Source organism: Nocardia sp. NPDC047038 (genome assembly GCF_040644075.1).
Classification (GTDB): domain Bacteria; phylum Actinomycetota; class Actinomycetes; order Mycobacteriales; family Mycobacteriaceae; genus Nocardia; species Nocardia sichangensis.
The window spans coordinates 592,756-618,400 of sequence record NZ_JBEYVQ010000004.1 but is presented as its reverse complement, the minus strand read 5'-3'; the positions used below and the strand labels follow the sequence as shown (position 1 = coordinate 618,400).

Below are 25,645 nucleotides of genomic sequence, written 5' to 3'. Positions count from 1 at the left end.
GCCACCTCCGCCGCGGACGCCGCGATCCAGATGGCGTACGCCAACCAGGTGATCGTGGTCCCCGGCTACGGTATGGCGGTCGCGCAGGCGCAGCATGCGGTCAAGGAGATGGCTTCGCTGCTGGAGGCCAAGGGTGTGGAGGTCAAGTACGCCATCCACCCGGTCGCCGGTCGCATGCCCGGGCACATGAACGTGCTGTTGGCCGAGGCGGAGGTGTCCTATGACGCGCTCAAGGAAATGGACGACATCAACGGCGAATTCAATCGCACCGACGTCGCCCTGGTGATCGGCGCCAACGATGTCACCAACCCGGCCGCCCGTGAGGACTCCTCGAGCCCGATCTACGGCATGCCCGTGCTCAACGTCGACCAGGCCAAGTCGGTGATCGTGCTCAAGCGCTCCATGAACAGTGGTTTCGCTGGAATCGACAACCCGCTGTTCTACGCCGACCACACCTCCATGCTGTTCGGCGACGCCAAGAAATCCGTCGGAGCAGTCACCGAAGAACTCAAGGCCTTGTAAGCCAAGCGTCGTACGAAACAGATGGCATCTTTCAAGGAATGAATACCGGGTTCGTACTCGCCCCACTTTCTTGGGGCGATGCGCAAGATAATGCCAGCGAAGACCGATGCAGCGATCAAGGCCAGGCTGTGTGGTGGTGAAGGAACCCGCCGACGGCGAGCTTCCTGACGAGCAGAAGACCGCGAACCAATGCCCCACAACAGATCAAGTCGGCTACTGTCGGCCGTGAGACCTACCATGCCCATGCCGTAATCCTCGCCATGGCTTCGGCGGCGCGCTATCTGAACGCCACCCGGGGTGAACAGAAGCCGCGCGGTGGCGGTGTCAGCGCCTACGCCACCTGCGACGGCTGCTTCTTCAAGATCCAGCACAACGTCGTGGTCGGCGGTGCCGACTCCGCGATAGAGGCGGACACCCTTCTCCCGAAGTTGACCGACCATCGTGCACCACTGCGAGGAATCCGCGCCTCACGCATTGTGCTCGAGCGCGTCAAGGCCAACGAGAAGATCAAGCTTGTACTCAATGCCGAGGTCGCCGGGGTTCAACGGCGATACCAGCCTGACACTGCGCAACCCGTACCGGCGAGATTTCCGAGCTGGCCCCACCTATTCCTCGCAGCCGATCACACCCTGCGCAGCGGGTTGGTCAAGTATTAGATGGAGTTCCCTGTCGCTTGCCAGGTGGATGGGGCCACCAGATTGCCGTGAGTATGGGACCGGGTTCGATCCCGGTCGCGGGCCGTATGCTGATGGTGACTGGTGATCGGCGGGTTGGTCAACTTCTTCTGCGGCTGTGCAGGGTCGTTGGCTCAGATTGAATGGCTTGGGTCGGTATGGCCCGGGCGAGCCGGTCGAGCCAGTTGCCGATTTCGCCGTGGATGCCTGGGTGGGTGCGGTGGAACTCGGTCCAGTCGACCCGCCAGTGACGGATGGAGTCGGGATTGAAATCGCGGGCCTGGGTTCCGAGGACTTTGCGCAGCAGTTGGGGTGTGAGGTTGGTTTGCGGGCATTCGGCCAGGAGCACGGCGTCGTAAAGGTCTTTGCCCGCGGCGCGGCCGGTTTCGGTCGAGTCGGTGTGCAGCCACAGCAGTTTCCATGCCAGGGACAACTCCCTGGTCGCGGTGAGGACCACCGTTGGCGGGCGGGCGTCTGCGCGAGGAATCACAGTCCAGACCGGCGCGTCGGGAAGTGTCTGATCGGCGGCGAAATCTAGTTGTATCTGCCCGGCTCCGTGTTTGTGGCTGTTCCAAGGAACGATCAGTCTCGTGCCAGTGCTGTCGTAACTGTCGAAGTAGCTCCATTGGCCGTCGGTGTGGACGCCGTCGGCGTCGAGTACCACGCCATCGGCAGCGTGTGGATCGTGTTCGATCGTGGCGGTCAGTTCGTCCTGCAGGGAGGGCCGCTGGTATTCCTCGGCGCGTATCCACCGCAGCCCGTCAGGGGGCAGTTTCGGGTGGCAGCCGAAAGTATCGAAGTCCTCATCGGACCAGATCTGGTAGCGGGCGGCGCCGACTGCGGCCTCGGGCCATTGCTGAACCGATTCGATGGTGTCGATGTAGGGGAAGGGATCGAGCGGGTCGGGAAATTGGGGTTCGGGCACGATCCAATCCAGGTCACCCGGTGCTCGCGCGTGAGCTGGGACCCATGCCTGCAGCGTCATGCTGCCGCGCAGCACCATCCCGGCGCCCCAGTCCGAGTCGGCGACCAGGGCCAGGATGTGGTCCAGCGCGGCGCGGCGCGCATCGGTTGCCGTCACGGCGCGCCCGCGGCTGTTTCGGTGATCCAACCGGCATCGAGGCCGGGACAGTCGTCATGGACGACGAACTCTCGCTCGACTTCGATGACGGAAAAATCGTTGGCATCCAAATCTTTCAGCAAACTGTCGAGTTGCCGACCTGCCTCCGGCAGCGCGACTCCGCGACAGCGCTGGGTCACGAACCGCTCATGGCACCCATTGCCTGCCGATCTGCGGGCGTTGCGGGAGACGTGCGCAGCGTGCGGTTGGGCGAGCACCCGGACGCGGGTGACGTCGTCGTTCCCAGACAAGAGCAGCTTGATGTGGTGCTCGAAATAGCAGCCAGCCGGCACGCTCGCGACCTGCTCGGCCGTCTGCGGTATCTGCGCGTTGTAGGGGCTGGCCTCGATCTTGGTGCGGACCAAGGCGAAGCCCGCCGAGTCCAGCGCATGGGTGTGGGTTTGCACCACCCGCATCATGTCCTCGACGGTCCCGGACCGGGTGAAAGTCAGCATGGGCTGATCGGATGTGAGGCCCCGGTCGAGCAGGATGCGCGCATAGCGTAGGCCGTGGGCGGCAGCCCAATCGGCCAGCTGCGATTCGTCGGCAGGTGGGCGCACGGTTAGATGCGCCTCGAACTCACCTGCGAACTGGTGTGCGATCCCCACGTGTCCGACCGTAGCAAGCGTGGACGTGCACGGCCGTGCAATTCTCACCATGCTTGGGAAGGTCGGTTCACCGTTCCGCGGTTCACCAACCCGGCGAATCCTGGCCACCTGATCGCCGCCCAGCACGATGCCGCTAGTCCGCCGACTCACGCGATGACCGGGTCGGAATCGGCTTTTGCCGTTGCCGGTAGGACTCGCCCTCGACGACCAGTTCGTAGGCGGCTGATTGGAGCCGGTCCATCGCCGATTGGGCCAGTAGCGGGTCGGCCATCATGGTCAGGATCTCGGGTGGTTCCCTGTTGCTGGTGATGATAGTGGAGGCTTTGCGGTGGCGTTCGATGATCAGCTCGTAGAAGTCGCCTGTCTCGACCGCTTCGAGCCGGTGCAGGGCCAGGTCGTCGAGGATGAGCAGGTCGACGCGGTGTAGTTTGCGCATCTCGTCTTCGTAGCTGCCATCGAGGCGTGCACCGCGCAACCGTTTGAACAGTTTGTCGACGCGTTCGGTGTGAACGGTGTGGTGGCGGCGGACCGCGATGTGTCCTAATGCGTTGGCCAGGAACGTTTTTCCGACCCCGACCGGCCCCATGATCAATACGTTGTAGGCGTCGGCGAGGAATCGTAGTGAGGTCAGTTCGGCCCAGAGTTCGCGGTCGAAGGTGACCGCGGTCGAATCGTCCCATGCCGCCAGGTGCATCTGGGGGTCCAGGTGGGCGGTTTTGGCGCGGCGTTGCTCGGAAGCCCGGTCGCGGCGGGTGACCTCGTCGGCGAACAACATTTCCAGGAAGTCGTGATGCGGTAACCGGTTCGACCGCGCGAGGGCGAGGCGTTCAGGGAGGGTGTCCAGGAGTTGGCCGAGCTTGAGCCGCCGCATCAGCGACTTCAGCTCCGGGGTGACCTCGATGGGTTTGACCGCCGGGGCGGCGGCGGGACGGCGTGTGGTGCTCATGACGGCCTCCTGACCGCGAAATCGGTGGCCGAACGAACGAACCGAGAAGGCGCCGGTGGCGGCAGCAGCGTCAGCTGCTGGGGCGTGGTGGCGCGGGTGAGCATGCGGTCGATGACGCCGACGTCGACGACCTCGGCGTCCAATGCCCGGTGGCAGGCATCATCGACGGCGTCGGCGCCGTGGCGGCGCACCAGCCCGAGCAGCCGATAGACCTGCCGCATCTTCGTCCAGGGCAGCGGATGCTCGAGCACCGCCGCAGCATAGGAACCGATATGAGCGCCGTGGTCGCATGCTTTGCGTTGCAGCGTATGCAGGTCCCGCATCGCATAGGCGGTGAGCTCGCTGGGCAGGTCCGCCGGATCGGTCTGCCGGCGCCCGGGCCCAACCTTCGGGTGGACCTTGATCAGCTCACCACGGAAGTAAAGCTTCACCGTCTGCGAGTCGACACGAGCGGTCAACCGCTGCCCAACCAGATCACCGGGGATGCTGTATAGAGCCTGGGAGATCTGAACATGCCGGTCCGGCGCGACTTTCGGATTCACCCAGGTCGGGATATCGAATACGGTATCGGGCAACGGTTTGAGCTTCGGCGCCTCATCGGTGGCGAACACTTCGGCCGGACGCAGGCGCGTGGTGCCATGTATTCTCATCCCCGCAGTCTCACGGCACCACCGCAGCGCACATTCCCGGCAGTCCTCCAGATCCCGGAATCGTTCTCCGGCAAAGAAATTCGACCGTGCATACGGAACGCAGCGCTCGACGCGCGGCTTGTCCTGCGGGCTGCGGATCCGCGCCGGGTCAACCACGAACCCACAAAACTCGGCATACTCGCGGAACGAATCGTTCAACCGAGGATCGGTCGCGTTCGCGCGGTCGACGATCGCCTTCATGTTGTCCGGGATCGCGACGGCGAACACGCCGTCGAAGAACACCCAGGCGGCTTCGAACCCGGCGATGACGTCGTTGAGCGTTTCCCGGTAGGTCGGGAAGACGAACATGTGCCGCGAATACACCGCGGTGAAGATCAGCCCCTTCACCACCCGCCGCCGGCCCTCGACATCGGTCAGCAGGCCCAGGCGCCCGAAGTCGACCTGCACCTCCGCGCCGGGTTCGCAGTCGGCCACTCGCACCGTCGCGCGCCGCTTTCCGAACCCCAATTCCGCCTGCGCATAACGGTTCAGCGTCCGATACGACACCACCACACCACGGCGGGCGAGCAGAATATGAATCTTGGTCAAGGTCAGGCCCTGACCCAGCCACTGCTTGATCTGCTCGGACTGACCGGCGAGCGTCTCCCACATCGCTCTTACCGTTCGGACGAGACTTCCGAACCCCGGCGATCACCGCCATCAGCAGCCCATCGGTCAACTGCTCCGCACCATCGTCGCGGTCCACCCCACACGACTGCGCCCTCTCGACATACCGGCGCACCGTCTTGCGGTCGGCGCCCGACAGCCGGGCCACCTCCCGCAACCCGCGACCCTGCAGCCACAGCCACAGCATCTGTCTGATCTCGATCACCGAAACCTACTACTTATCTGTGAATGGGTTCGAAGCCAGAGGCGTGGACAGCTGCACTGAAACTGACCTTGAAGGTCTCCCGGGAGGCATGCTGCCGGCTGGCTGCTTCGACTCATTCACGGTTCGTTCCGGCGACTTCTGTACTGACCCTGGGACTTCGATCCCTCACCAGAGGCACGATGCGCCGGGACGGACTACCCAACAAGCCTGCCGCCGCCTTGACCCCTGCACATCTCAAGGGCCAGAGCCCTTATGCAAGACCGCGGGGAAGGTGGTAGCGGAATAGGCCGGGACAGGGTTGCGGCACGGTGTGTCGTCCCTACCCGGCCGTCGTATTCGATTGGGATAGCTCGTGGTTCGAGCCCTCCCGCACGACCAGACGCCCCGCGATTTCGCGAGCCTTCGAGCTCTGAGATAGACCGGCGCCGTGCGGGTGAGCTGGGATCGCGAACAGCTCATCGGAGGCAAGCCCATCGAGGCTCGTAAGTAGGGCGCTGCGCGTTTCCGCCAGGGACATCGAACACTGGAAAACACCTGATGGAGGAATGGATTGAACCGATACTGCGGCGTGGATTGGGCTGAAGGGCACCACGACATCGCGATCGTCGACCACGAGGGCAAACTCGTGGCCAAGAGGCGGATCGGCGACAACCCAGCCGGGTTCGCCGAGCTGACACAACTGCTCACCGACGCCGGAGACACCGAAGACAACCCGATCCCAGTCGCCATCGAGACCCCGCGCGGGTTGATGGTCGCCGCCCTGCGCGCATCCAGGCGGCCAGTATTCGCGATCAACCCGATGGCAGTGGCCCGCTACCGCGAACGCCATAGCGTCGCCCGAGCCAAGTCGGACCACGCCGATGCCATGACCTTGGCGAACATTCTGCGCGTCGACGCCCACCTGCACCGCGTGCTACCTGCCGACAGTGAACTCGCCCAAGCTATCGCGGTCCTCGCACGCGCCCAGCAGGACGCGGTCTGGCGACGCACGAAGGCCGGCAACGAACTGCGCTCGCACCTGCGGGAGTACTACCCGGCGTTCCTGAGCACCTTCGCAGTCAAATCCGCCACCAACCTCGCCAAACCCGAAGCACGAGCCATCCTCGCCCTGGCACCCACCCCGGCCCTGGCCACCAAACTCACCAAGACCCGGGTCGCGGCCGCACTGCGCCGCGCCGGTCGCCAACGCGGAATCGACCAACTCGCCACCCAGATCGTCGAAGGACTCAGGACGGTGCAGCTGCGGCAGCCCGGACCAGTGGAGCTGGCGATGGGACGCCAAGCGCTCGCGCTGGTCGCGATGCTGGACGCCGCCTGCGCCGGCGCCGACGATCTGGAACAAGCCGCGGCCGAGGAATTCCGCAAGCACCCGGACTACACAGTCATTACCAGCTTCCCTGGCCTGGCCGACCTCACCGGATCTCGCATGCTCGCCGAGATCGGCGATGACCGAGAGCGATTCGCCGACGCGCGGGCGCTGAAGGCATACGCCGGATCCGCTCCGGTCACCAGAGCATCCGGCAAAACCATCTCGATCAGCCACAGGAGGATCAAGAACGACCGCCTGGCGGCGGTCGGATGGGTCTGGGGCACCACCATGGTCGTGTTGCCCGGACCCGGCCAACAGCACTACCGGCGTCGCCGCGAGCACGGCGACCGCCACGCACCCGCAATCCGGCACCTGTTCAACAAGATGCTCGGACAGCTCTACTACTGCCTGCAAACCCACCAGCCCTACGACCCGGTGAAGGCATTCGGCGAGCAATCTCCTGAACCTCAAAGTCCTGCAGCTGCGTGACGGGATCCCGTCAAAGTCCTGCAGCTGCATGACGGGATCCCGGACTGGTAGAGACCCGGAGAAGTTGAGGGAAGTGATCGAGTAGCCGGTCGGTGATATCTTCTGCAGACATGGCAACAGCCCTGTGTTCCGGGTCTTTCGACCCGGTGACATGTGGCCATATCGATGTGTTCGAGCGGGCAGCAGCCCAGTTCGACGACCTCGTGGTCACGGTTGTAGTCAACGCGAGCAAGAAGACGATGTTCACCCTCGACGAGCGCGTCGAGATGCTGCGCGAGGTCACCGCCCACATCGGCAACGTGCGCGTCACATCCTGGCAGGGGCTGCTGGTGGATTTCGCGCGCGAGCAGGGCGCCACCGCGATTGTGAAAGGCTTGCGCTGCGGCGACTTCGACTACGAGCGGTCCATGGCACGGATGAACCACACGCTCACTGGCGTGGACACGGTCTTCATTGCCAGCGACCCCGCCTACGGGTTCGTGTCCAGCTCGTTGGTCAAGGAGGTCGCCGCAGCGGGTGGCGACACGACCGGCCTGCTGCCCGCGACGTTGCACGGTCGACTGCTGAAGCGGCTGTAGGTTCAGCCGATCGCTACCAAGACCCCTCCTTCCCTTGACAGTTAGCGGAATCGGAGGTCTCCCGGTAGCTCATCTGGCCAATACATCGGCCGAGCAACCGGAAACCCCGAAGCCACGCCGGATGGTCCCATAACTGGCAAAACCGCTAGTCAGGTGGTCCCATCAGTGGCAAACGGGTGGTCCCATCCTCATGGCGAAAACGGCTCCGAAGTGGTCCCTTCCTCCTGGCAACCGACAAGTTCCCCATCGAGGGCTACGACCCGGTGCTGCGCCCCTCAACCGCCGACTAGGGTGCCCAGTGTCTTCGCCGCGGGGGTCTGGTCGACCACACCTACCACCAGGCCAGCACCGCCACAGGCACCGGCTGTCGCGCGATTATTCACGCGAGCGCTGGCCGGTTGAGTAGGGTGATATCACCTCGATCACCCGGTGGCCATGCCGCGAACTGATTGATGTCACGATACAGCGGCGAACCCAGCACAGTCGATCGCAGTGATTTGCTTAGAAGAACTGGTTGTGGGCGGCGGAGAACCGAGGATGACGTCGGCCAGATCGCGCAGTTGACGAACGCGGTCTGCCTACTGATCGAGCATTCCTAGCCCAAGGGTAGTCCCGCACCATGTCGATCACCCAATATGTTCGGCGCCGGAATCTGGAACTGCCGATCGAACAGGTCCGATACCGGCAGTGGGCGTGCCCGATGCTCTGCTGTGATGTGGTGTCCACGATGTGAAACTAACGGCAAGGCCGCGCAGTTAGAGCGTCTGGGTTGATGTCAACCGCCGAGGATTTCGACGGTGATGGTGGTCCGGTAGGTGTTGCGGTCGATGTCGCCTTTGGCACGGTGTTTGGATATGGCGCGTTTGACCACGCGGGGGCTGCTGTGTAGGCAGCGGGTCGGCGAGCACGGCGGCACCGATCCGGCCGATGAGGTCCACGGTGGTGGCGGCCAGTACGCCGGCGGCGTGGACGAGTTGGTCGCGGGCGGTGTGCAGGGCGATGGTGAAACTGCCCCGGTCGGGGGTGACGCCGGTGGCGGTCAGGGCGGTGTCGGCGATGGCGGTGCGCAGGGCCTGGTAGATGATCAGCAGTGCGTAGACCTCCTGGGCGATGCCGGCCGGGCTGCGGGCGCGCAGCACCCGTCCGCCGAGGATGCTGGATTTCAGTTCGAAGTAACTGGTTTCGATCTCCCAGCGCAGGTGGTACAGAGTGACCAGTTCGGTTGGCCGGCCAGCGTTGCGGGTCGGTCAGGCTGGTGAACAGCCGGTAGCGGCCGACCCGGCGGGGGCCGCCGACACAGTGCACGACGATCTCGGCGTCGATCACGCGTACGGTTGCCGCGCCGATGCGGGTCAGCCACGACCCGTCACCGAAACGCTGGATCGCGGGAACCTTCCGGTCGAGCTTGCCGCGGATCAGCCACTGCGCGCCGGTGTCGGTGATCTGCTCGATCAGGGTGGTGACCGCGAAGTTGCGGTCGGCCAACAGCAGCATGCCCGGTTTCAGACAGCAGAAAAGGCTTGGCGCATAGTTTGTTTCGCCGATCGAGTAGGAGCCGAACACAGCGTCGAGGACAGTGCGGGTGCCGCAGGCCACCACCGCCAGCAAACGCAGCATCGGATACCCGGAGTCACCGTTGCGGCCGCCGGTCTGACGCCCGTGAACGGCCACGTTCCGCTGGAGTGTCCGGTGTGAACAGGGCCGTGCCGTCGATCGCGCACACCAGCAGTCCCCGCCACCGCGCCGCGCCCGCCGCCGGGCCCCGTACCAGGTCGAACAACGCCTGCAACGGCTTGACCCCGACACGGCGGCGGGCCTGCGCCAGCGCCGAGGAGCCGGGGGCAGCCACCGCGATTCCGGACAACCCGGCACACAGCCGTGCCCACACCTGCCGATACCCGATCCCCTCGAACAATGCCCCGGCCAGCAGCAGATACACCACCACCCGCGACGGCAGGGTACGCACCCTCGCCTGCACGCTGCCGGTCACTTCCAGCGCGGCATCGACCAGGTCGAACCCTACGATCTGGGTCAACTCGCCCAGATGCCCCGGCGCAAACGCACCTGCGGCTACCGCGCTGCACCGGGAAATGACAGACTGAACTCCTGCAACGAGCGGATTGTCTTGGCGGACAAGACCTCTCTACCAGCAGTTCCGCTGTCCGACACAACCACCCGCCACATCCGGCCACCAACTCGACACCAAAGATGGTGTTGCCTTGACTCCGACAGGTCGTGACCCCAGGTGTTCTTGGCGATTGGTGCGTAGACTCCCCTCGAGTTGGTGCGGCTTTCGACTATGCAAGGGCTCAGGCTCGACCGAGGTGGGATCGTAATGTGGGATCGAGCGGAGATCCTCGAACGACTTGCCTTCCTACGGCGTGCAGATACCGGGTTCACCCGATTCGGCGCCATCGGCCACCGTTACCTGCTGAACCAGCCACTCGCTGAATGCGAAGTCACGGCGTTCGAGACCCGACACGGCGTGGCGCTGCCTGAGGACTACCGGTCCTTCATCCGGAGGTCGGGGACGGAGGTGCGGGCCCGTTTTACGGTATTTTCCGCCTCGATCGTTCCGATCTCGACGGTCACAATGAGGATCTGGTGCCCGGGTTTCTCGCCGGGGGCCTTTCCGCAAACACGATCCTGGAATGAGCTCGGCAACGGTACACCCGAAGCCGAAGAGGAATATTTCGACCCCTCCCACATTCGTGGTTCTCTGAACGTGTCTCACCAGGGCTGCGGATACATGATCCGGCTGGTTCTCAACGGGCCTCAACGGGGCACGCTCTGGGAGGACGGGCGGTGCAGCGACGGTGGCGTCTCCCCCTTCGCCCCCGGCTTCGCCGACTGGTACCTGCGATGGCTGAATCAACCTTGACACAACGCCCCATCCGCTAACTGAGCGGCCTTAGAACTAACGGTGCACCCGGGGCAGCAGAACTGGCTGTTCGAGCCCGGCGGCGTGCTGGAGGCGGTGTGATTGCCGCTATGGCTTCTCAGCTGCCAAAACAGGTATGTGCCAGGCCATTCTCCCGTTGGCGGAGCCCCCCCGTCCGGAAGACGCTGGTGTGAACCCTGCAGCACTACTTCGCCGAGGTTTCCATGTACACAAACGACCCGGAGAACATTGCGAACATCAGCAACGGCAGCGGATCGTGCGTGGAGGACACGTTGATGATCCGGCGTTGCGGAGACTGCAACAAGGTGTTTTGGCCGCTGACGACCGGGTGTTCATCCTGTGAATCTCGCAATCTCGAGTGGGTTCCGTCGTCTGGCGTCGGCTCGATCGTGTCCTGGCGAGTGGTGCATTTCGCCACTAACGGCAGACGACATGAGCTGGTGCCTTTGACAATCGCCATCGTCGAACTCGATGACGGCCCGTGGATCTACACGACGATCGATGGGGGTGTCCCAGCACCCGGTAATCGGCCGGTGCGTGTGCAATTCCTGCCGCGTCTGTGGGAGGACAGGTTCCCGGTCTTCGCAGTCATTGCCGATCTTCACAACTCGAATGTCGATGTTCACCAGGCATCCCCTATTGGTGACTGATCGGACGAGCATGCGATCGAACGACCGACCGAACGCCGACGATTGCCGCGACACGTCGTGGGTTCGGACATCGCTGCGTAACTGCGATCATTTGGAGGATGTGAGATCTCTCGACCCGGATTCGAAGCAGGTGGTCGGTTTCGCGATCCGGTGGGCGCCCTTCGGTGGTGCCGCTGATGGGGAGTTGCTCGTGAATTTCGGCGTCACCCGTGAACGATTCCTGCAAAGGGTCAGTGAGGCGCTCGGTCCGCGAGGGACCGACAGTCCAAGGATTCGCGGGCTCAAGCGGCATTTGCTGAGGTCGCTGACCCAGGCGTGGCGGGGCGAATCCGGGCGCGCCCCCGGGATTCGCCGCTCCCACTAGTATGTACGCTCGTCGCATCGGAGCCCGTCTGCGAAGCCGGTTGCGGCTCGCAGTTCGATGCCGCGGAGTTTCCTCTTTTCCTGCGCGAGCGGGTGGGTGGACGTTGGTATGTGGGGGTTCCGGTAGTAATCGCCGAAAACTAACGAAGTTCTTGTAGGGCCTGCTCAGCTGCGGTGTTGGGGTGTCGGTGAGACTGCTGTTACCAACTACACGCGATTGCGTCAGCGCAAGTCAATGCGGGGGAGCAGCCGCTTACTGGTGGGTGGGGAGTTTGGTGACCGCGGTGTCGAGGTCGATGTGGTTGGGCAGGGTGTACAGCCGGGTGGTGTCCAGACGGCGGTGGCCCATCAATTCGGCGACCACGACTACGTCGACGTCGGAGCGCAGCAGGTTAGTGTTGAAGTTGTGGCGCAGGGTATACGTGGAGGCGAACGGCTTGCCCGTCTCGTCCACCAGGTCGGCGTCGTGTGCGAGTTCGTCGAGGAGTTGGTCGATGGCGCGGGCGGTGAGCCGACCGCCGCGGCGGTTGAGAAACAGCGCCGGTGTCGGCGCCGGGCCAGCTGGTGCGGTCCTCCTTCCAGTCAGCCAGGGCGTCGATTACGGCGGGGTCGAGCAACGGGGACCTCGCGGGAGTCCTCGCCCTTCCTGGCGCGTACGAGCACGTTGCCGTTGCGGGCCGACAGCGGGACGTCCTCGACGTCGAGGACGACCAGTTCGGAGACGCGTAGACCGCAGTGCAATAGCAGCCGCCCGATCGCCCGATCGCCCGGTCCCCGGGCGCGGCGGGACTCCACCGCGTGCAGGTAGCGCCTCTGCTCTCTCGGGCGGTCAGCGCACGGCGTGCGCGCTTGGGGGCTCGTCGCGTCGCATGAGTACCGCGCCGAGCCCGAGGTGGCCGAAGAAGTGATCCAGCGCGGTGATGTGGGCGTTGACGGTGTGGGCCGACTGGTTGCGTACGGTCTTCAGGTGGGTCTTGTAGTCACGGACAGCAAAGTCGCGGCCATGAGCGTCGGCGAGCGGGTCGGCGCTGTCGAGGCCTGCCGAGTCCAGCCAGGATAGGAGGCCGCGCACGCGCGAATTGTAGGCGCGGTGGTATCGGTATCCAGCGGCACGCGAGCCAGCGTCGCGGCGCAGAGGTGCTCACGTCCACCTCGATGCAGGCATCGGCCCCTTGGGTCTCACTCGGCCTCCCTTATGTTGGCTAGGTGTACTGACCTGAGAGGTTGGTGACGCGGCTGGCTGGTGGGTGTCCGCCGAGTGCGGTGTGGCCGCGGTGGATAATTGTAGGATTCGTCGGTGGCGAGGACTGGGCGCCCGAGATCGGGTCCGGAGTTGGTGGTGACCGAGGCGCAGCGTCGGGAGTTGGTGCGGGGTGCGCGGGCGGCGACCTCCACGCAGGCGTATGCCTTGCGGTGCCGGATCGTGCTAGCGTGCGCGGAGCCGGGTGAGGCGAACGCGCATGTGGCGGCCGCGGTTGGTGTCACGCCGATGACCGTGGCGAAGTGGCGGAAACGCTTCATCGAACACGGCCTGCCCGGGTTGGCCGACGAACCTCGGCCGGGCTGGCCGCCGTCGATACTGTTGGATCGGGTGGAACAGGTGCTGGCGTTGACCCTGGAACCGACTCCGCGTGATGCCACGCATTGGTCGCGGTCGTCGATGGCCGAGCGGACCGGGCTGTCGAAATCGACGATCGGGCGGATCTGGCGGCGGTTCGAGCTCAAACCGCATCTGGTCGACGGATTCAAACTGTCGACCGACCCGCTGTTCGTGGAGAAGGTGGTGGATGTGGTCGGCCTGTACCACAATCCGCCCGAGCGGGCTGTCGTCCTATGTGTGGACGAGAAGTCGCAGATGCAGGCCTGGATCGTTCACAGCCGGTACTACCGATGATGCCGGGCATGCCCGAGCGCCGCACCCACGACTACGCCCGCCACGGCACCACGAGCCTGTTCGCCGCGTTCAACATCGCCGACGGCACCGTGATCAGCGAGTTGCACCGCCGTCACCGCGCGAGCGAGTTCAAGAAGTTTCTGGTCACGATCGATAAGACGGTGCCCGCCGAACTGGATGTCCACCTCGTCTGCGACAACCTCGCCACCCACAAGACCCCGATCGTCAACGAATGGCTCGCCCGGCACCCTCGCTTCCATGTCCACTTCACCTCGACCGGGTTGTCCTGGCTCAACCAGGTGGAGCGCTGGTTCGGATACCTCACCGACCAACTCACCCACCGCGGGGTCCACAAAAGCGTTGCGGCACTGGAGAAAGACGTCACCACCTGGATCGAGTGCTGGAACGAGAACCCCCGACCGTTCGTCTGGCGCAAGACTGCCGAGGAGATCCTCGACTCCCTCGCCCGATATATCCGACGGATTTCAGGCGCGGAACACTAGGACCCAGATTTCTCTGCACCGCAACCTGTCCCGCAGTGCCTGGAACACCCCGCACTAATACACGCTGCGCAGGATGCGCTGGCGGTGTTTGCTGTCGGCCCGGTACATCAGATCGACCAGTTCGGCCGGGACTATCCCTTCGATCGAGACGTGCTTGCCGATGGCGTAGCACTTGATCCGATTGGAGATTTGGCCTTGTGCCGCTTGATCAGAGCGATTGCGTTCATCATCGGCGCGTGCACGGTGTTCGTCGATCCGAACTCCAGCGCTTCCATGATCTGGACCAGCCCAGTCCGGTAGTGGTTGGTGTAGGAGGCTTTGAGCACCCGCTGCCGGTGTTGCCGATACGACGTACATCGTGTTAGGTGTGGCGGCGGTGCCGAGCTCACCCGTCTACATGGATTAAGGGGTTTCCCCCATTGCCAAGCTGATTGCCCTGGGGAATTGTAGGTCCGCGTGACCACACCCAGCAGGCAGCACGTACCGACACCGAAGTCGGAGCCAGTCGACAATGACGTCGACCACGCAGCGGGTTCGGGTCACCCCCGCAGCGTAGATGGCCGATTCGCGGACTATTCGCTACCGTCGTCGCCACCAACTTGTGGGTCTGACGCGGTGTCCTGTCCGGGCGGACCTGCCCGTCTCGGCTCGCTGGTCTCGCGACAGTCTCCGCGTTGATGGGGTGCTTGCGGTGTTTTGTGCAGGTCGATCGGCGGCGACGATTAGGCCGTTCGCATTGAGCCCGCGTGGATCTGGCGATCGTAGCTGTGCGAACAATGGCCATTCTCGCGCGTATCAAGTCTTTGACAGACCCGGCGTGGTCGTTGCGCTCGAGGAACGTCGAAGTCCAGGTGGTCTGCGTGTCATCGATGGTCGCGCGGTCTGTGCTGCCGTTCAGTGGAGTGCCTGCATTCCCCGGTCGGCCATGAAGTAATCACAAGTTCAGCTCCGCGAGGCGGATATACCGCCCATTAATAAACCTCACAGGAATCAATAGAAGTTGGATATTGAGATCGAATCGCCGCCATATGCGGCGCCAATTGGCTTCGTGGGTGAGCGTGTTGCCCTGTACACGGGAGAGTACGCGGTCGATCCGCATCGAGTCTATCGGGAGATGCGGTGCCGTTTCGGCTCGTTGGTTCCGGTGGAGCTGGCGCCAGGGGTGCCGGCCACTCTAGTGATCGGCTATTATGCCGCTCTGAGTATTTTGAATGATCCGAAACGTTTCCCCGCTGATCCCCGGGTGTGGGAACGCGGCATTCCCGCTGACTGCCCGATTCGGCCGATGATGGAGTGGCGGCCCAATGCCATTCGCAGCGCGGGAGTTGATCATGCACGGTACCGGGCGGCGACATTGGCAGGGCTCGGGAAGATTGACCTACACCAGTTGCACGCCACAGTCGAAAGGATGGCCGTTGCGCTGATCAACTCCTTCTGTGCGGACGGGCACTGCGACATAGTCGGACAGTATGCGCTACCTCTGATTTTCGGTACACTGAACACAATTCTCGGCTGCTCTCCCGAGATCAGCCGGCGCGCGGCGACCGGGATGGCGGCCATGTTCGACACCATCGACGCTGCAGAGGGCAACCGCATGCTGCGCGAGGCTTTGCTGGAACTCACCTGGACGAAACGTGAGAATCCGGACGACGATGTCACTACCCACTTGGTGGAGCACCCAGTACAGCTGAATGACGAGGAAATGGTTCACCAATTGGCGCTTTTGTACGGTGCCGGTATCGAGCCGCTGCAGAATCTGATCGTAAACACGCTGCTGTTGATGTTGACCGATGAGCGTTTTGCGGCGAGTGTTCTCGGCGGTAGTCTGGCGACCCGTGATGCGTTGGATGAAGTACTGTTCAACGACCCGCCGATGGCGAATTACTGTATCAGCTATCCGCGGCAGTCGATCCTGATTGATAATGTCTGGTTGCCGGCGCATGAGCCGGTGATAATCAGCATGGCCGCATGTAACAACGATCCCGTTATCCGTTCCGGTGATCTTACCGATAACCGGTCGCATCTGGCATTCAGTGCGGGCCCGCACGCCTGCCCAGCCCAACCGATTGCGCTGCTCATCGCGCAGGACGCTATCGATCAACTTTTGGACGCGCTCCCGGATGTGGAACTAGCAGTCGCGCGAGAGACGCTGCAGTGGCGGCCGGGGCCGTTCCACCGCGCGCTGATCTCTCTCCCTGTCGCCTTTCCTCCAAGTTCGCCTGTATATCTAGATTCCGTCTGACGCGACGCATACCGGAACGAGGCGAGCAACAGGTGTAAAATGCGGATCTGCACAACGCTTCCTGGCAGACCTCGCCGATCGCCTCGGGCAGTCTTTTGAGCCGGTTGCAGACGAGCATGCATATCTAGTACTGCAACGGCACTCGGTCCGGTAGTTTGCTGGGGTGGTTTTGGAAGTTGTTGCAGCGGAGTTGGATTCGTTGCACGGAGGATTGGTGGCCGGTTCACGCGGTCGGAGCCGCGGGGCCGGGCCCGGCAGTATGTGACCGGTTTGGTGGCGGGTCTCGAGCGTAAGAGCGGGTGGACGCTGGCCGAGCAGGCGGGTGAGGTGAGTCCGGACGGGATGCAGCGGTTGTTGCGGTGGGCGGACTGCGACGTCGATGGAGTTCGTGACGACGTGCGTGGCTATGTGGCCGAGCGGCTCGGTGAGAAGGATGCGGTGTTGATCGCCGATGACACCGGGTTCCTGAAGAAGGGCCTGCGTTCGGCCGGGGTGCAGCGCCGGTACTCCGGCACGGCCGGGCGGACGGAGACCTGTCAGACCTCCGATTCCGCTAACTGTCAAGCAGCAGTCTGATTTTCGGTTGTGTCGGTGGGATGCCCGAAGGCCTTCACAAGGTCGAAGGTCCGGTGGGTTTGCAGGCAGTGGTAGAGCTGGCCGAGCATCTTGTTGAACAAGTGCCGCAGGGCGGCAGCGTGGCGGTCGCCGTGATCTCGGCGCCTGCGGTAGCGCTCGCGGGCGGGGCCGGGGTTGATCGAGGCGTAGGTGGCCCAGACCCAGCCGACTGCGGCGAGCCGGTCGTTCTTGATCCGCCAGTGGGTGATAGAGGTGACCTTGCCGGAGGCCTTGGTGACGGGCGCGGATCCGGCGTAGGCCTTCAGCGCGCGGTCGTCGGCGAACCGGTCGCGGTCATCGCCGATCTCGGCGAGAACACGGGCGCCGGTCACCTCGGCCAAGCCGGGAAAGCTGGTGATGACGGCATAGTCGGGGTGCTTGCGGAATTCTTCGGCCGCGGCCTGTTCAGATCGTCGGAACCGGAGCAGGCGGCATCGAGCATCGCCAGCAGGGCCAGCGCCTGTCGGCCCATCGCCTGCTCGACGAGCCCGGGCTGGCGCAGCTGCGGGATGTGCAGGCGCTGCAGTATCTCGGCGGCGCGGTCATCGATGCAGCGTTGATGGCCGGCACGGCGCAACGCGGTCGCGATGCGGGTCTTGGTGAGTTTTGCTGCATGCGCCGGTGTGGGCGCGATGGCGAGCACCGCACGGGCATCCGGTTTGGCCAGATTGGTTGCCGACTTGCCCGCAAAGGCGTCCAGGAACGGCGGGTAGTACTCGCGCAGGATCGACCGCAGTTCGTTGCTAGCCTTGGAGCTCCGGGCCGCTGGGCTGCGTGGCCGCTCGCCTACCGCCAGCGGGGTCGGATCAAGCGCGAGGCCATCGACTCCCAGGCCCGCTACATGGCCCGGGGTAAGGAGCTGGCGGACCTGCGCCGCGACGCGATCCTGGGCAAGGCGAAGGACCTGCGGGTCCCGTGTGGTGCTGCTGGCCGATGAAATGAGCCGCACCAGTCGGAGGGGGTACGTGGAAGGGGAGTGGTGGCGATGGTCCAGTACCGGTACTTGTGCCCGCACTGTGCGATTGGGTGGCACGACTTGCCGTTCTGCCCGTTCCGCCGGTCGGAGCCGCCGCGGTCGTCCACACCCGAGGAGATGACGACCCTGCGTCATCTGCACCAGCTCGAACGCGCGGGCATCCTGCCCGACCCGGACAAGGCGGCGCTCCACCGACGGTGGCTGTTCTACGGCCTGCTCGGCTTCTTCGTGTTCTTCGCGCTGCTGATCATCTTCTGACCCCACCCGTGCCGCCGCCCGTTGGCTTTCGCCGACGTGCAGGCACGCGGCGGCGATAGCCTTCCCGGGTGAGTGAACACGAACAGCATCAGGGCCGGGAGCGGCCCGTCACGGTCGAGCAGATCGCTGCGGCGATGGCGGCTTTGGGGATGTATCAGGGGCGCAATACCTCGGCCGAACATGCCGCCCAGGCGGCTCGCCTGGGTGGGGCGGATGCCTACCGGGTGCGGATGGTCAATGCGTTGCTGGGTGTGGTGCAGACCGAGGTGGCGTTGGCTGATGCGGTCGATCTCGATATCGACGCCCGCCACACCGCTTGGGAGCAGCAGCTCACCGCCGCCGGGTGGGCTGGATGAAGATCCCGCCAAACGAATCGAGTTCATTCGCTGGCAGGTGCTGCGTGCGGGGACGCCGTTGCGGCTGATGGCGCAGAACCGGGAAGTCGGCCCGATCCCGCTGGCTGCCACGCACGCCGTCACGGCCCTGCACACACTGCTGGGAGTGATCGCCACCAGCCAATCTCAGGTGCCTGTGGCGGTACGGGAGTTCCTCACCACGGTCGGGCTACCGACCAAGAGGGCGCAGGGCATCAGCTTCACCGATGTCTCGATGCAGGCCGAGCACTACCTGGCGGTCGCTGCCGATCTGGACAAGGACCTGTTCGGGGTGGATCTGACCAGCGGTCGGATCGACGTCATCAGCCACGTCCCGGACGAGCCGATCCAGTTCGTCAACTCCAGCCTGCCACTCTTCGTCTTCTCGCTTGGGCTCTACCTGCGCGGCGTATGGGAGTTCCTGACCGCCCACCCGACCGAGGATTCGGAGCCACGGATCGAGGCGACCGACCGGTTCCTGGCCGTGCTCGCCGAGCGTGATCCGGCCGCGGTCGCCGAGAAGAGCTACTTCTGGCCGGTCATGGTCGCGGGCATCCTCGCGGAGTGAGCGCCATGGACACGATGACCCCTCCCGTCTCTTCCCGACGGGCCCCCCTCCATCGCCGCCTCGCCGCTGTTCTCGCCGCGCTCCTGGTCATGCTGGTCGGCGGCACCCTCACACCGGCGCCCGCACCCACGGACCGCGCGAGCCGGTCGAGCTTGGGTACGACGAGGGTGTCGCCGGCGCGTACGGCGGCGAGGGCCTGGTCGAGTCCGGGGCGGGCACGGTTGGTACCGGTCAGTCCCTTGTCCAGATAGATCCGCTCGGCGGGAACGCCGAGCGAGGTGAGGATTTCGCGTTGGGCGGTGAGGTCTTGCAGGACGGTCGAGCATCGGGCGTAGCCGATCAGTTCTCCCACCGGCCGATCGTACCGAATCGGCTAACGGACAAGATCATCGCTACCGCTAACCGCTGTACCGATCTTCCTCACCCCCGGAATGACCTGTCGCAGAGGGTCTGGATTCGCGCGGATAGCCCCTGCGCTCGAGCCTCGTCGGCTGGAGGTCTGTTCAGGGACGAATCCGTGACGGCCCGCCCTCGGTGGGTGAGGTTTCGGGGCGGGCCTGCCCATCGCCGCGTGCAGAACGTGGATCACGTCGGGAGACGCCCGGAGGGAGACACCCGGGGACCCCACCCCCGCAAAGGAGTGAGTGAAAGGGACCCCGGAGCGTCTGGGCCTCTCCGAGCGCTGTCACGATGACCGCAGGGAATGGATTGCCTCCGTGACAGCCGCCGACACTACGGCCGCGCCCGCCTGGATATCCGCTACCGCGGTTCACGCGTGTCACGCACGTGTCACGGGACCCTGCGCACACGACACCGCAGGGCCCGGCCCGTGGAGAACGACCGAGCCCGCGGCGTTTCGACCAGTGCCCGAACTCGCTTCAGACCCCGGCCTCACCCGAGACACTGCCACCCCATCCCGATATGTCAAGTAGCTATCACTGGTCACGACACCCGGGACGGAGTTGCCCGTCACCCCCGGTGACCAGCGGTAACGTCGACGGGGGCCTCGATATCCCGTCGAGGAAGTTCGCCTCACTACCGCTTCGGCCCCGGATCCTGCACCGGGGCCGAAGTCGCGTCCACGGTTCTCGCCCGACGGGCCGCGATCCGATGTCCTCTGACCTGCGAAGTTTCCGGTTTCGAACACGAAACCGAGAGCCACCCTGCCTGGAATCGGTGGTCGGGTCGTGGTTTCGTGGGGTACGAGTAGGCCCCTGGGAGGTTGGGTCTCCCAGGGGCCTACTCGTTTGTGTTCGTGCTGTCGGGCTCTACTTGTGTGTTCGCGTGGTGGTTACCGGATGTCCTCGATTCGGATCCGGGCGTCGGCGGGGTGGATGGTGGCGCCGGATCGGCCGGTGCGGGTGGTCCAGTCGTTGAGTCGCTGGTATCCGCAGGCGCGCAGAAGGTCATCGGCGGCGCCGATGTCGACCGGCCCGACCCTCGATGCCGCTCGAAGTCCGCGGCGATGCTGATCGCGGTGTCGAGCAGCTCTCCGATTGCTGCGGCGCCAGACCGCATCCTGCTGCGCGCGCGCCAAAACCGCGATCGCTTGGGCTAATCCGCTGTCGGCGGGCAGCTTCCGGTGCAGGTGGGCATCGACGCGCAGGATGTTCGCCAGCGTCATCGCATCGGCGTGGTCGGACTTCGCGCGCGCCACCGAGTGGCGTTCCCGATAGCGGGCCACGGCCATTGGATTGATCGCAAACACCGGACGCCCGGTCGCGCGCAACGCAGCCACCAGCAACCCGCGCGGGGTCTCGATGGCGATCGGAATCGGATCGTCGGGGCTGTCACCGGCGTCGGCGAGCATCGAGGTCAACGCCGTGAATCCCGCCGGGTCGTCGCTGATGCGCTGCTTGGCCACCAGCTTTCCACCGCTGTCGACGATCGCGACATCGTGATGCCCTTCGGCCCAGTCGATTCCGCATGAACAGTTCAATCCGCACCTCCATCAGATCGAGTGTTTCGCTGGTCCGACACCCGGGCGAGAACGCGCAGCGACCTACTTACGAGCCTCCGTGGGCTTGCCTGCGATGAGCTGTTCGCGATCCCAGCGCACCCGCACGGCGCCGGTCTTGACCAGAGCTACTTGGCTCTCGAACAGATGAGGCGTCAAGCCGCGCCGGCGGGCTCGAACCACGAGCAATCCCACCGCTCCACACCGGCTCGGACGGGACGACACACCGCACCGCCCGTCCAGACCGGTGAGCCGGCCTCGGCGCTCACAGTCTGACATGAGGGCTTTCGCCCAAGATCGGGGCAGGAGTCACCAGGCAGCGTCGGTGAACGGTGCACGACGTCTCCGGCACCAAGCCTATGGATAGGCCTACCCGCGGCCCTGTTTTGATCAGGTGTCCGTGACCGCCGATGCACCGTTCACCTATTAGTAGATCGGGGTGTTCCTCGCCTATGCCTCCCCGCGGACATGCCCTGGTGGATCGGGAGTGGTATCTGCCGGAGTCCTGGACCGGTGACCGCGACCGCTGCCGCGGCGCCGGCATTCCTGACGAGGTGGAGTTCGCGACCAAGCCGCGGCTGGTGATGGCCATGCTGGAACGGGTGCTGGCAGCGAAGGTGCCGTTCGGGTGGTTCACTGCGGACGAAGCCTACGGTCAGGTCAAATACCTGCGGGTATGGCTCGAACAACACGACATCGCCCACGTGCAGGCCAGCCGCCGCAACGACACCCTGATCACCACCGGTTTCGGCCAGGCCCGCGCCGACGAGCTCGTCGCCGCGCTCCCGGCCCGAGCCTGGCAGCGGATCTCCGCTGGTGCCGGCGCGCACGGACCGCGCGACTGCGACTGGGCCAAAGGCCGATCCGCATCGGCTGGCGACCCGGGCGCGGGCACTGGCTGCTGGCTCGGCGCAGCATTTGCGGCCCCGCCGAGATCGCCTACTACGTCTGCTATGGGCCGCGCCGGTCCACGATCGCGGACCTGGCGTGGATCGCGGGGTCGCGGTGGCGGATCGAGGAATGTTTCCAGCAGGCCAATAACGAAGCGGGCCTGGACCACTACCAGGTCCGCAGCTGGCGGGCCTGGTATGCCCACACGACCCTGTCCGTGCTCGCCCTGCCCTGGCTCGCTGCGACGAATGTCCTTGCAGCAAAAGGGGAAACATCACCAGCGACGAGGGTATGATCGCTCTTACGCTACCGGAGATCCGCCATTTGACCATCAACCTCCTCCTCACCCGAATCCGACCCGCCGCCACGTCTGGGCCTGGGCGACCTGGCGACGCCGCCGACAACACCAAGCCCGCATATCCCACCACTGACAACGAGGACACCCACTCACCTGAGTGCCGTTGCTGTCCTGTACTAGGCGTGTCTCGAAGTGGAAACCATTGGTTGTCGATCGTGGTCAGGCCGGAACCTGGTCGGCGGCGAGGAAATCTTCGACGGATCTCAGCGCGCGGTCTTCCAAGCCCGCGTAGTGGGCTTCGCGGACCGCGCCGGTGAGGGCTTCGTCGAGCAGCAGATTGCCCGCGGCATCCAGGCGCTGCCGCTTTTCCTCCGCGCCGGGCAACAATCCCACCGATGACCGCGCGAGTCCGCAGTAGTAGGCGATGCCGTCGTCGAGTTGCGCGCTGAGCGCATCCTGCATGGGTCCGACGAGCGCGTCGTCGTCTGCCACGCCCGCCAGTCCCAGCCACAGTATCCGCTTGCCCGCGAGCCGGGATTTGCTGCGTCCGTAGGCGAATCCGTAGTTCCACACCCGATCGATCCAGCCCTTCAGAATCGCCGGGACCTGCATCCAGTACACCGGGAACACTGCGACGATCACGTCGGCGGCGAGGATGCGCCGCATATGGCTCTCGACCTCGGGGGAGTAGGCCTTCTCCCGGTTGCCCCATTCCGGAAGGTCGGCGGCGGTCATCCGGGGATCGAAGTTCTCGGCGTGCAGGTCCAGCAGGTCGATCCGGTAGCCGTCCGTGGTGAGCCGCCGGATGGCCAGTTCGGCGATATGGGCGGTCAGCGAATCGGGCCGGGGATGGGCGACGACGACCAGCGCGGTGCGGGTGATCGCGGTGTCCACGGTCGGGTTGTGCGGCAAGGTGGCCTCCCTGTGGGTCCGGAGTTCCGGACGATCGGTTGTGCGGTCTGGATTCATTCCACACCCCATGCGATGGAGGATCTATGGGTAGAGATCTACATTCGATAGGAGTTCGTCTACCGTGGAGTGGGTGGATCCATTGAGCAAACTGCTGGCCGGTATCCGTGCCGAGGGAGCTGTGCTCACCAGCGCGGTCCTGGAAGCACCGTGGAGCATCCGGTTTGCCGACGAGGCGCCGCTGACCATGATCACGGTGCTGCGCGGTGGTGGCACACTGCTGCTGCCGGGCGGTCTCGGGCGTCGGATCACGTTGGGGGACACCGCGATCGTGCGCGGTCCGGGAAAGTTCGTCGTTGTCGACAGCGCGGATACTATCGGCCTGCCGCACGAGGAATACGAGGTCGCCTGCTTCGCGCCCGACGCGAAATGCGATCCCGCGCTGGACGGCGGTCGCCGGGGCAACGACCCCGACGGTGAGACCGCTCTGATCGTCGGCGCCTATCGGGCTTCCGGTCGGCGCCATGAACGGCTGCTGCGTGCGGTACCACCCATCCTGGTCGTGACCGATGATGTGGAGGTGTGTGCGTGGATGGAGTCGATCGCCGAGGACGCGGCCCGGCGTCCGGCCGGAGCGCAGGCGATGATGGATCGGCTGCTCGATTGGGCGCTGGTGTGCACGCTGCGCAACTGGTTCGAGGGGCTGGAAGCAGACGCGCCGGGTTGGTATCGCGGGCCGGCCGATCCGGTGGTCGGGCCGGCTTTGGAGGCCATGCACGGAAAGCCGGCCGGCAATTGGACGGTCGCGTCGCTGGCCGCTGAGGCGGGGGTATCGCGGGCGCTGTTCGCGCGGCGGTTCTCCGAGGTGATGGGCCAGTCGCCCCTGGCGTACCTCACCGAATGCCGGATGGATGAGGCGGAGGAACTGCTGGCTGACCGGAGTCTCACCGTGGCGCAGGTGGCGAAGGCCGTCGGTTATGCGGACGCGTTCGGATTCAGTGCAGCGTTCAAGCGACGCCGGGGTATCCGTCCCAGCGATTTCCGCGCCACCGCCGATCTCGGAGCGGGAACCGGCACGGGGCCTGTACTGAAGCAGGCAAGTGACCGGTGCGTTGAAGGTGAAGTCACTCGCGATCAGGTATTCATGAAGTGGGCCCGGTGGTGATGGTTGCCACTGCTGATGATCCACACCGAGACGATCTGCCATCGGTTGCATCGACTTACGCTTGCCAATCGGCGAGCAATCCACGCAAGTAGAGTTGACCCTCGGCCCGTTGATCCCGGCGCGCGAACCCGGCGAACATCTCCGCGACGAACTTCTCGATCACCGGACGGACCACATCGATCTCCTCACCCAACACCACTGCAGCAGAACACATCCCCACCACACCTAACAGAGCACTACTAGTCGCTGCTGCGGAACGAACGTGTCGATGCGTCGACCGGTTTCCAGATCGATCTGCGTGCGCCGGATCCGCACATAGTTACGCACCGTCGAGTAGGACAACTCGCTCGCGGCTTGCTCGTCGATCAGCCGGACCAGAACCCGCCGGGCAGTATGGCGCTGCTTGCGCGATGCGGTGGTATCGGCGATGAGCATCGCATCGATCGCGGGTTGAACGCATCCAGCTTCGGGGCCCGCCGCACAGGCACCTTCCGGGGCGGTGGCGCCGCTCCCGCCAATGCTTGACGCACCGTCCGCCGATGCACACCTTGGCGGCGGGCCAGCTCGCGAATAGAAAGTCCCTCGACAAACGCATTACGCCGAATGGCAGCAAACAACTCCACCCGACACCCCATCCCAGACCCCTTCCACCAGCTCTGAACTCCGACAAGGTCGGAATCGAGCCTGAGGTGGGGGGCCAGATCAAACCGTCACAACCCACCCGATGCGTCACAAGTGGAGCCAACGCAGACCGTCACACCGGGGCCGGATCAGGCTGTCACAGCCAGCGCGGCCTGCTGCTGACTTGCGACGCTTTATCCGCAGATGCTGCGCTGACAATTTGACGCGGCCTCTCACTGCTGAGCGACTGCTGTTCATTTGGGAAAGTCGAGTCCGGCGATCAGGTCGAAGAACTGTTGGTCGATGACACCCCACACCTCGACCTCGATCGCATCGGTGACTCCCTGGTACTCGATGGTCCCGCCCGTGGATGGCGGCACGACCCGAGACAACCCCAGCAGCTGCGCCCAAGCCTGCACGATCGCCGGGACCTGGGCTTCGCTGTAGTCCCGGCCCGCGGTGGTGCCGCTGACCGCGAGCGCACCCGTGTCCTCGGTGACGAACAACTCCCAGCTCAACGGTGCACACCCCGCCCGCTGCCCGACCTTGTTCACTACCGCCTCCACACTCAACTCGATCATCCGACCGAAACCATGACCACCGGCCGCATCACGCCACGACGTCACCGCCCCACCTCCTGTCCACATCGAGGGATGTCGACCACGGCTGGAGCAACCTCCCGGCGGTGAGTC

At 64.7% G+C, this 25,645-nt stretch carries 25 protein-coding genes and 8 pseudogenes; 15 read left to right on the top strand and 18 right to left on the bottom strand.

Features of this window, described 5'->3' with window-relative positions; all coding sequences use genetic code 11:
- The coding region (locus tag ABZ824_RS19495; protein WP_356964542.1) for an NAD(P)(+) transhydrogenase (Re/Si-specific) subunit beta at nucleotides 1-522 on the top strand (522 nt) is incomplete at its 5' end.
- Between the two features lie 227 nt (nucleotides 523-749).
- Nucleotides 750-1,049: pseudogene (locus ABZ824_RS19490) on the top strand (thioredoxin-disulfide reductase); the annotation flags it as partial.
- A gap of 247 nt (nucleotides 1,050-1,296) precedes the next feature.
- Here the strand turns inward: ABZ824_RS19490 and ABZ824_RS19485 are convergent.
- The 4 genes from ABZ824_RS19485 to istA form a co-directional block, all read right to left on the bottom strand.
- On the bottom strand, nucleotides 1,297-2,277 hold the full coding sequence (locus ABZ824_RS19485; protein WP_356964541.1) for a nucleotidyl transferase AbiEii/AbiGii toxin family protein: 981 nt from the start codon (nucleotides 2,275-2,277) through the stop codon (nucleotides 1,297-1,299).
- Nucleotides 2,274-2,924, bottom strand: coding sequence for a hypothetical protein (locus ABZ824_RS19480; RefSeq protein ID WP_356964540.1), 651 nt, complete (start codon nucleotides 2,922-2,924; stop codon nucleotides 2,274-2,276). Before ABZ824_RS19480 ends, ABZ824_RS19485 begins: the two co-directional genes overlap by 4 nt.
- A 133-nt stretch (nucleotides 2,925-3,057) precedes the next feature.
- Nucleotides 3,058-3,870: an ATP-binding protein gene (locus ABZ824_RS19475; RefSeq protein WP_356964538.1), complete on the bottom strand. Its 813-nt coding sequence runs from the start codon at nucleotides 3,868-3,870 to the stop codon at nucleotides 3,058-3,060.
- Nucleotides 3,867-5,171: an IS21 family transposase gene (istA, locus tag ABZ824_RS19470; RefSeq protein WP_356964537.1), complete on the bottom strand. Its 1,305-nt coding sequence runs from the start codon at nucleotides 5,169-5,171 to the stop codon at nucleotides 3,867-3,869. The genes ABZ824_RS19475 and istA overlap by 4 nt, the downstream gene beginning before the upstream one ends.
- Before the next feature lie 770 nt (nucleotides 5,172-5,941).
- Here istA and ABZ824_RS19465 point away from each other — a divergent pair.
- Entirely contained in the window at nucleotides 5,942-7,189 is a 1,248-nt protein-coding gene (locus ABZ824_RS19465; RefSeq protein ID WP_356964536.1) for an IS110 family transposase, read from the top strand.
- Between the two features lie 110 nt (nucleotides 7,190-7,299).
- On the top strand, nucleotides 7,300-7,767 hold the full coding sequence (gene coaD / locus ABZ824_RS19460) for a pantetheine-phosphate adenylyltransferase (RefSeq protein WP_356964534.1): 468 nt from the start codon (nucleotides 7,300-7,302) through the stop codon (nucleotides 7,765-7,767).
- A gap of 755 nt (nucleotides 7,768-8,522) precedes the next feature.
- On the opposite strand, the pseudogene ABZ824_RS19455 reads toward coaD, so the two are convergent.
- Together ABZ824_RS19455 and ABZ824_RS19450 are read right to left on the bottom strand one after the other, a co-directional pair.
- Nucleotides 8,523-8,987: pseudogene (locus ABZ824_RS19455) on the bottom strand (transposase); the annotation flags it as partial.
- Between the two features lie 410 nt (nucleotides 8,988-9,397).
- Nucleotides 9,398-9,811 (bottom strand): transposase domain-containing protein, encoded by a 414-nt coding sequence (locus ABZ824_RS19450; protein ID WP_356964576.1) that lies wholly within the window; start codon nucleotides 9,809-9,811, stop codon nucleotides 9,398-9,400.
- A 291-nt stretch (nucleotides 9,812-10,102) separates the two neighbouring features.
- On the opposite strand from ABZ824_RS19450, the gene ABZ824_RS19445 reads away from it, so the two are divergent.
- Together ABZ824_RS19445 and ABZ824_RS19440 are read left to right on the top strand one after the other, a co-directional pair.
- A complete protein-coding gene (locus ABZ824_RS19445; protein ID WP_356964533.1) occupies nucleotides 10,103-10,648 on the top strand; it encodes an SMI1/KNR4 family protein in 546 nt (181 codons plus the stop codon).
- A gap of 224 nt (nucleotides 10,649-10,872) precedes the next feature.
- Entirely contained in the window at nucleotides 10,873-11,319 is a 447-nt protein-coding gene (locus ABZ824_RS19440; RefSeq protein WP_356964532.1) for an OB-fold domain-containing protein, read from the top strand.
- Between the two features lie 616 nt (nucleotides 11,320-11,935).
- On the opposite strand, the gene ABZ824_RS19435 is transcribed toward ABZ824_RS19440, so the two are convergent.
- Genes ABZ824_RS19435 through ABZ824_RS19425 form a run of 3 tightly spaced genes read right to left on the bottom strand, consistent with a single transcriptional unit; the run spans nucleotide 11,936 to nucleotide 12,754 of the window.
- Nucleotides 11,936-12,220, bottom strand: a complete 285-nt coding sequence (locus ABZ824_RS19435) for a tyrosine-type recombinase/integrase (RefSeq protein WP_356964575.1) — start codon at nucleotides 12,218-12,220, stop codon at nucleotides 11,936-11,938.
- A gap of 44 nt (nucleotides 12,221-12,264) precedes the next feature.
- On the bottom strand, nucleotides 12,265-12,486 hold the full coding sequence (locus tag ABZ824_RS19430; protein WP_356964574.1) for a tyrosine-type recombinase/integrase: 222 nt from the start codon (nucleotides 12,484-12,486) through the stop codon (nucleotides 12,265-12,267).
- Nucleotides 12,487-12,511: 25 nt separating this feature from the next.
- Nucleotides 12,512-12,754: a hypothetical protein gene (locus tag ABZ824_RS19425; protein ID WP_356964530.1), complete on the bottom strand. Its 243-nt coding sequence runs from the start codon at nucleotides 12,752-12,754 to the stop codon at nucleotides 12,512-12,514.
- A gap of 225 nt (nucleotides 12,755-12,979) precedes the next feature.
- Here ABZ824_RS19425 and ABZ824_RS19420 point away from each other — a divergent pair.
- The 4 genes and pseudogenes from ABZ824_RS19420 to ABZ824_RS19405 all read left to right on the top strand — a co-directional run.
- Nucleotides 12,980-14,079, top strand: a pseudogene (locus ABZ824_RS19420) (IS630 family transposase).
- Between the two features lie 84 nt (nucleotides 14,080-14,163).
- Nucleotides 14,164-14,379 (top strand): hypothetical protein, encoded by a 216-nt coding sequence (locus tag ABZ824_RS19415; RefSeq protein WP_356964529.1) that lies wholly within the window; start codon nucleotides 14,164-14,166, stop codon nucleotides 14,377-14,379.
- 706 nt (nucleotides 14,380-15,085) lie between these two features.
- Nucleotides 15,086-16,321, top strand: a complete 1,236-nt coding sequence (locus tag ABZ824_RS19410) for a cytochrome P450 (RefSeq protein WP_356964573.1) — start codon at nucleotides 15,086-15,088, stop codon at nucleotides 16,319-16,321.
- Nucleotides 16,322-16,484: 163 nt separating this feature from the next.
- Nucleotides 16,485-16,861, top strand: a pseudogene (locus tag ABZ824_RS19405) (transposase); the annotation flags it as partial.
- Nucleotides 16,862-16,881: 20 nt separating this feature from the next.
- On the opposite strand, the gene ABZ824_RS19400 reads toward ABZ824_RS19405, so the two are convergent.
- A complete protein-coding gene (locus ABZ824_RS19400) occupies nucleotides 16,882-17,268 on the bottom strand; it encodes a transposase (protein WP_356964572.1) in 387 nt (128 codons plus the stop codon).
- On the bottom strand, nucleotides 17,265-17,885 hold the full coding sequence (locus tag ABZ824_RS19395; protein WP_356964528.1) for a hypothetical protein: 621 nt from the start codon (nucleotides 17,883-17,885) through the stop codon (nucleotides 17,265-17,267). The genes ABZ824_RS19400 and ABZ824_RS19395 overlap by 4 nt, the downstream gene beginning before the upstream one ends.
- Before the next feature lie 144 nt (nucleotides 17,886-18,029).
- Here ABZ824_RS19395 and ABZ824_RS19390 point away from each other — a divergent pair, with 144 nt between their 5' ends.
- The 3 genes from ABZ824_RS19390 to ABZ824_RS19380 all read left to right on the top strand — a co-directional run bounded on the left by ABZ824_RS19390 (nucleotide 18,030) and on the right by ABZ824_RS19380 (nucleotide 19,112).
- A complete protein-coding gene (locus ABZ824_RS19390; protein WP_356964527.1) occupies nucleotides 18,030-18,170 on the top strand; it encodes a hypothetical protein in 141 nt (46 codons plus the stop codon).
- A gap of 68 nt (nucleotides 18,171-18,238) precedes the next feature.
- Nucleotides 18,239-18,526 (top strand): DUF6245 family protein, encoded by a 288-nt coding sequence (locus tag ABZ824_RS19385; RefSeq protein ID WP_356964526.1) that lies wholly within the window; start codon nucleotides 18,239-18,241, stop codon nucleotides 18,524-18,526.
- A gap of 37 nt (nucleotides 18,527-18,563) precedes the next feature.
- The gene (locus ABZ824_RS19380) at nucleotides 18,564-19,112 is read left to right on the top strand and encodes a DUF6245 family protein (protein ID WP_356964524.1); all 549 of its coding nucleotides are present in this window, start codon (nucleotides 18,564-18,566) and stop codon (nucleotides 19,110-19,112) included.
- Nucleotides 19,113-19,239: 127 nt separating this feature from the next.
- Here the strand turns inward: ABZ824_RS19380 and ABZ824_RS19375 are convergent.
- The 3 genes and pseudogenes from ABZ824_RS19375 to ABZ824_RS19365 form a co-directional block, all read right to left on the bottom strand.
- Nucleotides 19,240-19,464: pseudogene (locus ABZ824_RS19375) on the bottom strand (recombinase family protein); the annotation flags it as partial.
- A gap of 1,149 nt (nucleotides 19,465-20,613) precedes the next feature.
- Nucleotides 20,614-21,051, bottom strand: a pseudogene (locus ABZ824_RS19370) (IS110 family transposase); the annotation flags it as partial.
- 63 nt (nucleotides 21,052-21,114) lie between these two features.
- Nucleotides 21,115-21,252, bottom strand: coding sequence for a hypothetical protein (locus tag ABZ824_RS19365; protein WP_356964523.1), 138 nt, complete (start codon nucleotides 21,250-21,252; stop codon nucleotides 21,115-21,117).
- Nucleotides 21,253-21,502: 250 nt separating this feature from the next.
- On the opposite strand from ABZ824_RS19365, the pseudogene ABZ824_RS19360 reads away from it, so the two are divergent.
- Nucleotides 21,503-22,255: pseudogene (locus ABZ824_RS19360) on the top strand (IS701 family transposase); the annotation flags it as partial.
- A gap of 222 nt (nucleotides 22,256-22,477) precedes the next feature.
- Here ABZ824_RS19360 and ABZ824_RS19355 read toward each other — a convergent pair.
- Nucleotides 22,478-23,170, bottom strand: a complete 693-nt coding sequence (locus ABZ824_RS19355) for an NAD(P)H oxidoreductase (RefSeq protein WP_356964522.1) — start codon at nucleotides 23,168-23,170, stop codon at nucleotides 22,478-22,480.
- A gap of 130 nt (nucleotides 23,171-23,300) precedes the next feature.
- On the opposite strand from ABZ824_RS19355, the gene ABZ824_RS19350 reads away from it, so the two are divergent.
- Entirely contained in the window at nucleotides 23,301-24,332 is a 1,032-nt protein-coding gene (locus ABZ824_RS19350; protein WP_356964521.1) for an AraC family transcriptional regulator, read from the top strand.
- Between the two features lie 55 nt (nucleotides 24,333-24,387).
- On the opposite strand, the gene ABZ824_RS19345 is transcribed toward ABZ824_RS19350, so the two are convergent.
- The 3 genes and pseudogenes from ABZ824_RS19345 to ABZ824_RS19335 all read right to left on the bottom strand — a co-directional run bounded on the left by ABZ824_RS19345 (nucleotide 24,388) and on the right by ABZ824_RS19335 (nucleotide 25,534).
- The gene (locus tag ABZ824_RS19345) at nucleotides 24,388-24,546 is read right to left on the bottom strand and encodes a hypothetical protein (protein WP_356964520.1); all 159 of its coding nucleotides are present in this window, start codon (nucleotides 24,544-24,546) and stop codon (nucleotides 24,388-24,390) included.
- A 32-nt stretch (nucleotides 24,547-24,578) separates the two neighbouring features.
- Nucleotides 24,579-24,967: pseudogene (locus ABZ824_RS19340) on the bottom strand (IS21 family transposase); the annotation flags it as partial.
- A gap of 240 nt (nucleotides 24,968-25,207) precedes the next feature.
- The gene (locus ABZ824_RS19335) at nucleotides 25,208-25,534 is read right to left on the bottom strand and encodes a hypothetical protein (protein ID WP_356964519.1); all 327 of its coding nucleotides are present in this window, start codon (nucleotides 25,532-25,534) and stop codon (nucleotides 25,208-25,210) included.
- Nucleotides 25,535-25,645 lie beyond the last annotated feature (111 nt).

Excerpts from the sequence above, each read along its gene's own strand:
- istA (WP_356964537.1), bottom strand. The coding sequence starts at position 5,171 with ATGTGGGAGACGCTCGCCGGTCAGTCCGAGCAGATCAAGCAGTGGCTG.
- ABZ824_RS19390 (WP_356964527.1), top strand. The coding sequence starts at position 18,030 with ATGACGACCCTGCGTCATCTGCACCAGCTCGAACGCGCGGGCATCCTG.
- ABZ824_RS19475 (WP_356964538.1), bottom strand. The coding sequence starts at position 3,870 with ATGAGCACCACACGCCGTCCCGCCGCCGCCCCGGCGGTCAAACCCATC.
- ABZ824_RS19440 (WP_356964532.1), top strand. The coding sequence starts at position 10,873 with ATGTACACAAACGACCCGGAGAACATTGCGAACATCAGCAACGGCAGC.
- coaD (WP_356964534.1), top strand. The coding sequence starts at position 7,300 with ATGGCAACAGCCCTGTGTTCCGGGTCTTTCGACCCGGTGACATGTGGC.
- ABZ824_RS19445 (WP_356964533.1), top strand. The coding sequence starts at position 10,103 with ATGTGGGATCGAGCGGAGATCCTCGAACGACTTGCCTTCCTACGGCGT.
- ABZ824_RS19335 (WP_356964519.1), bottom strand. The coding sequence starts at position 25,534 with ATGATCGAGTTGAGTGTGGAGGCGGTAGTGAACAAGGTCGGGCAGCGG.
- ABZ824_RS19345 (WP_356964520.1), bottom strand. The coding sequence starts at position 24,546 with ATGTGTTCTGCTGCAGTGGTGTTGGGTGAGGAGATCGATGTGGTCCGT.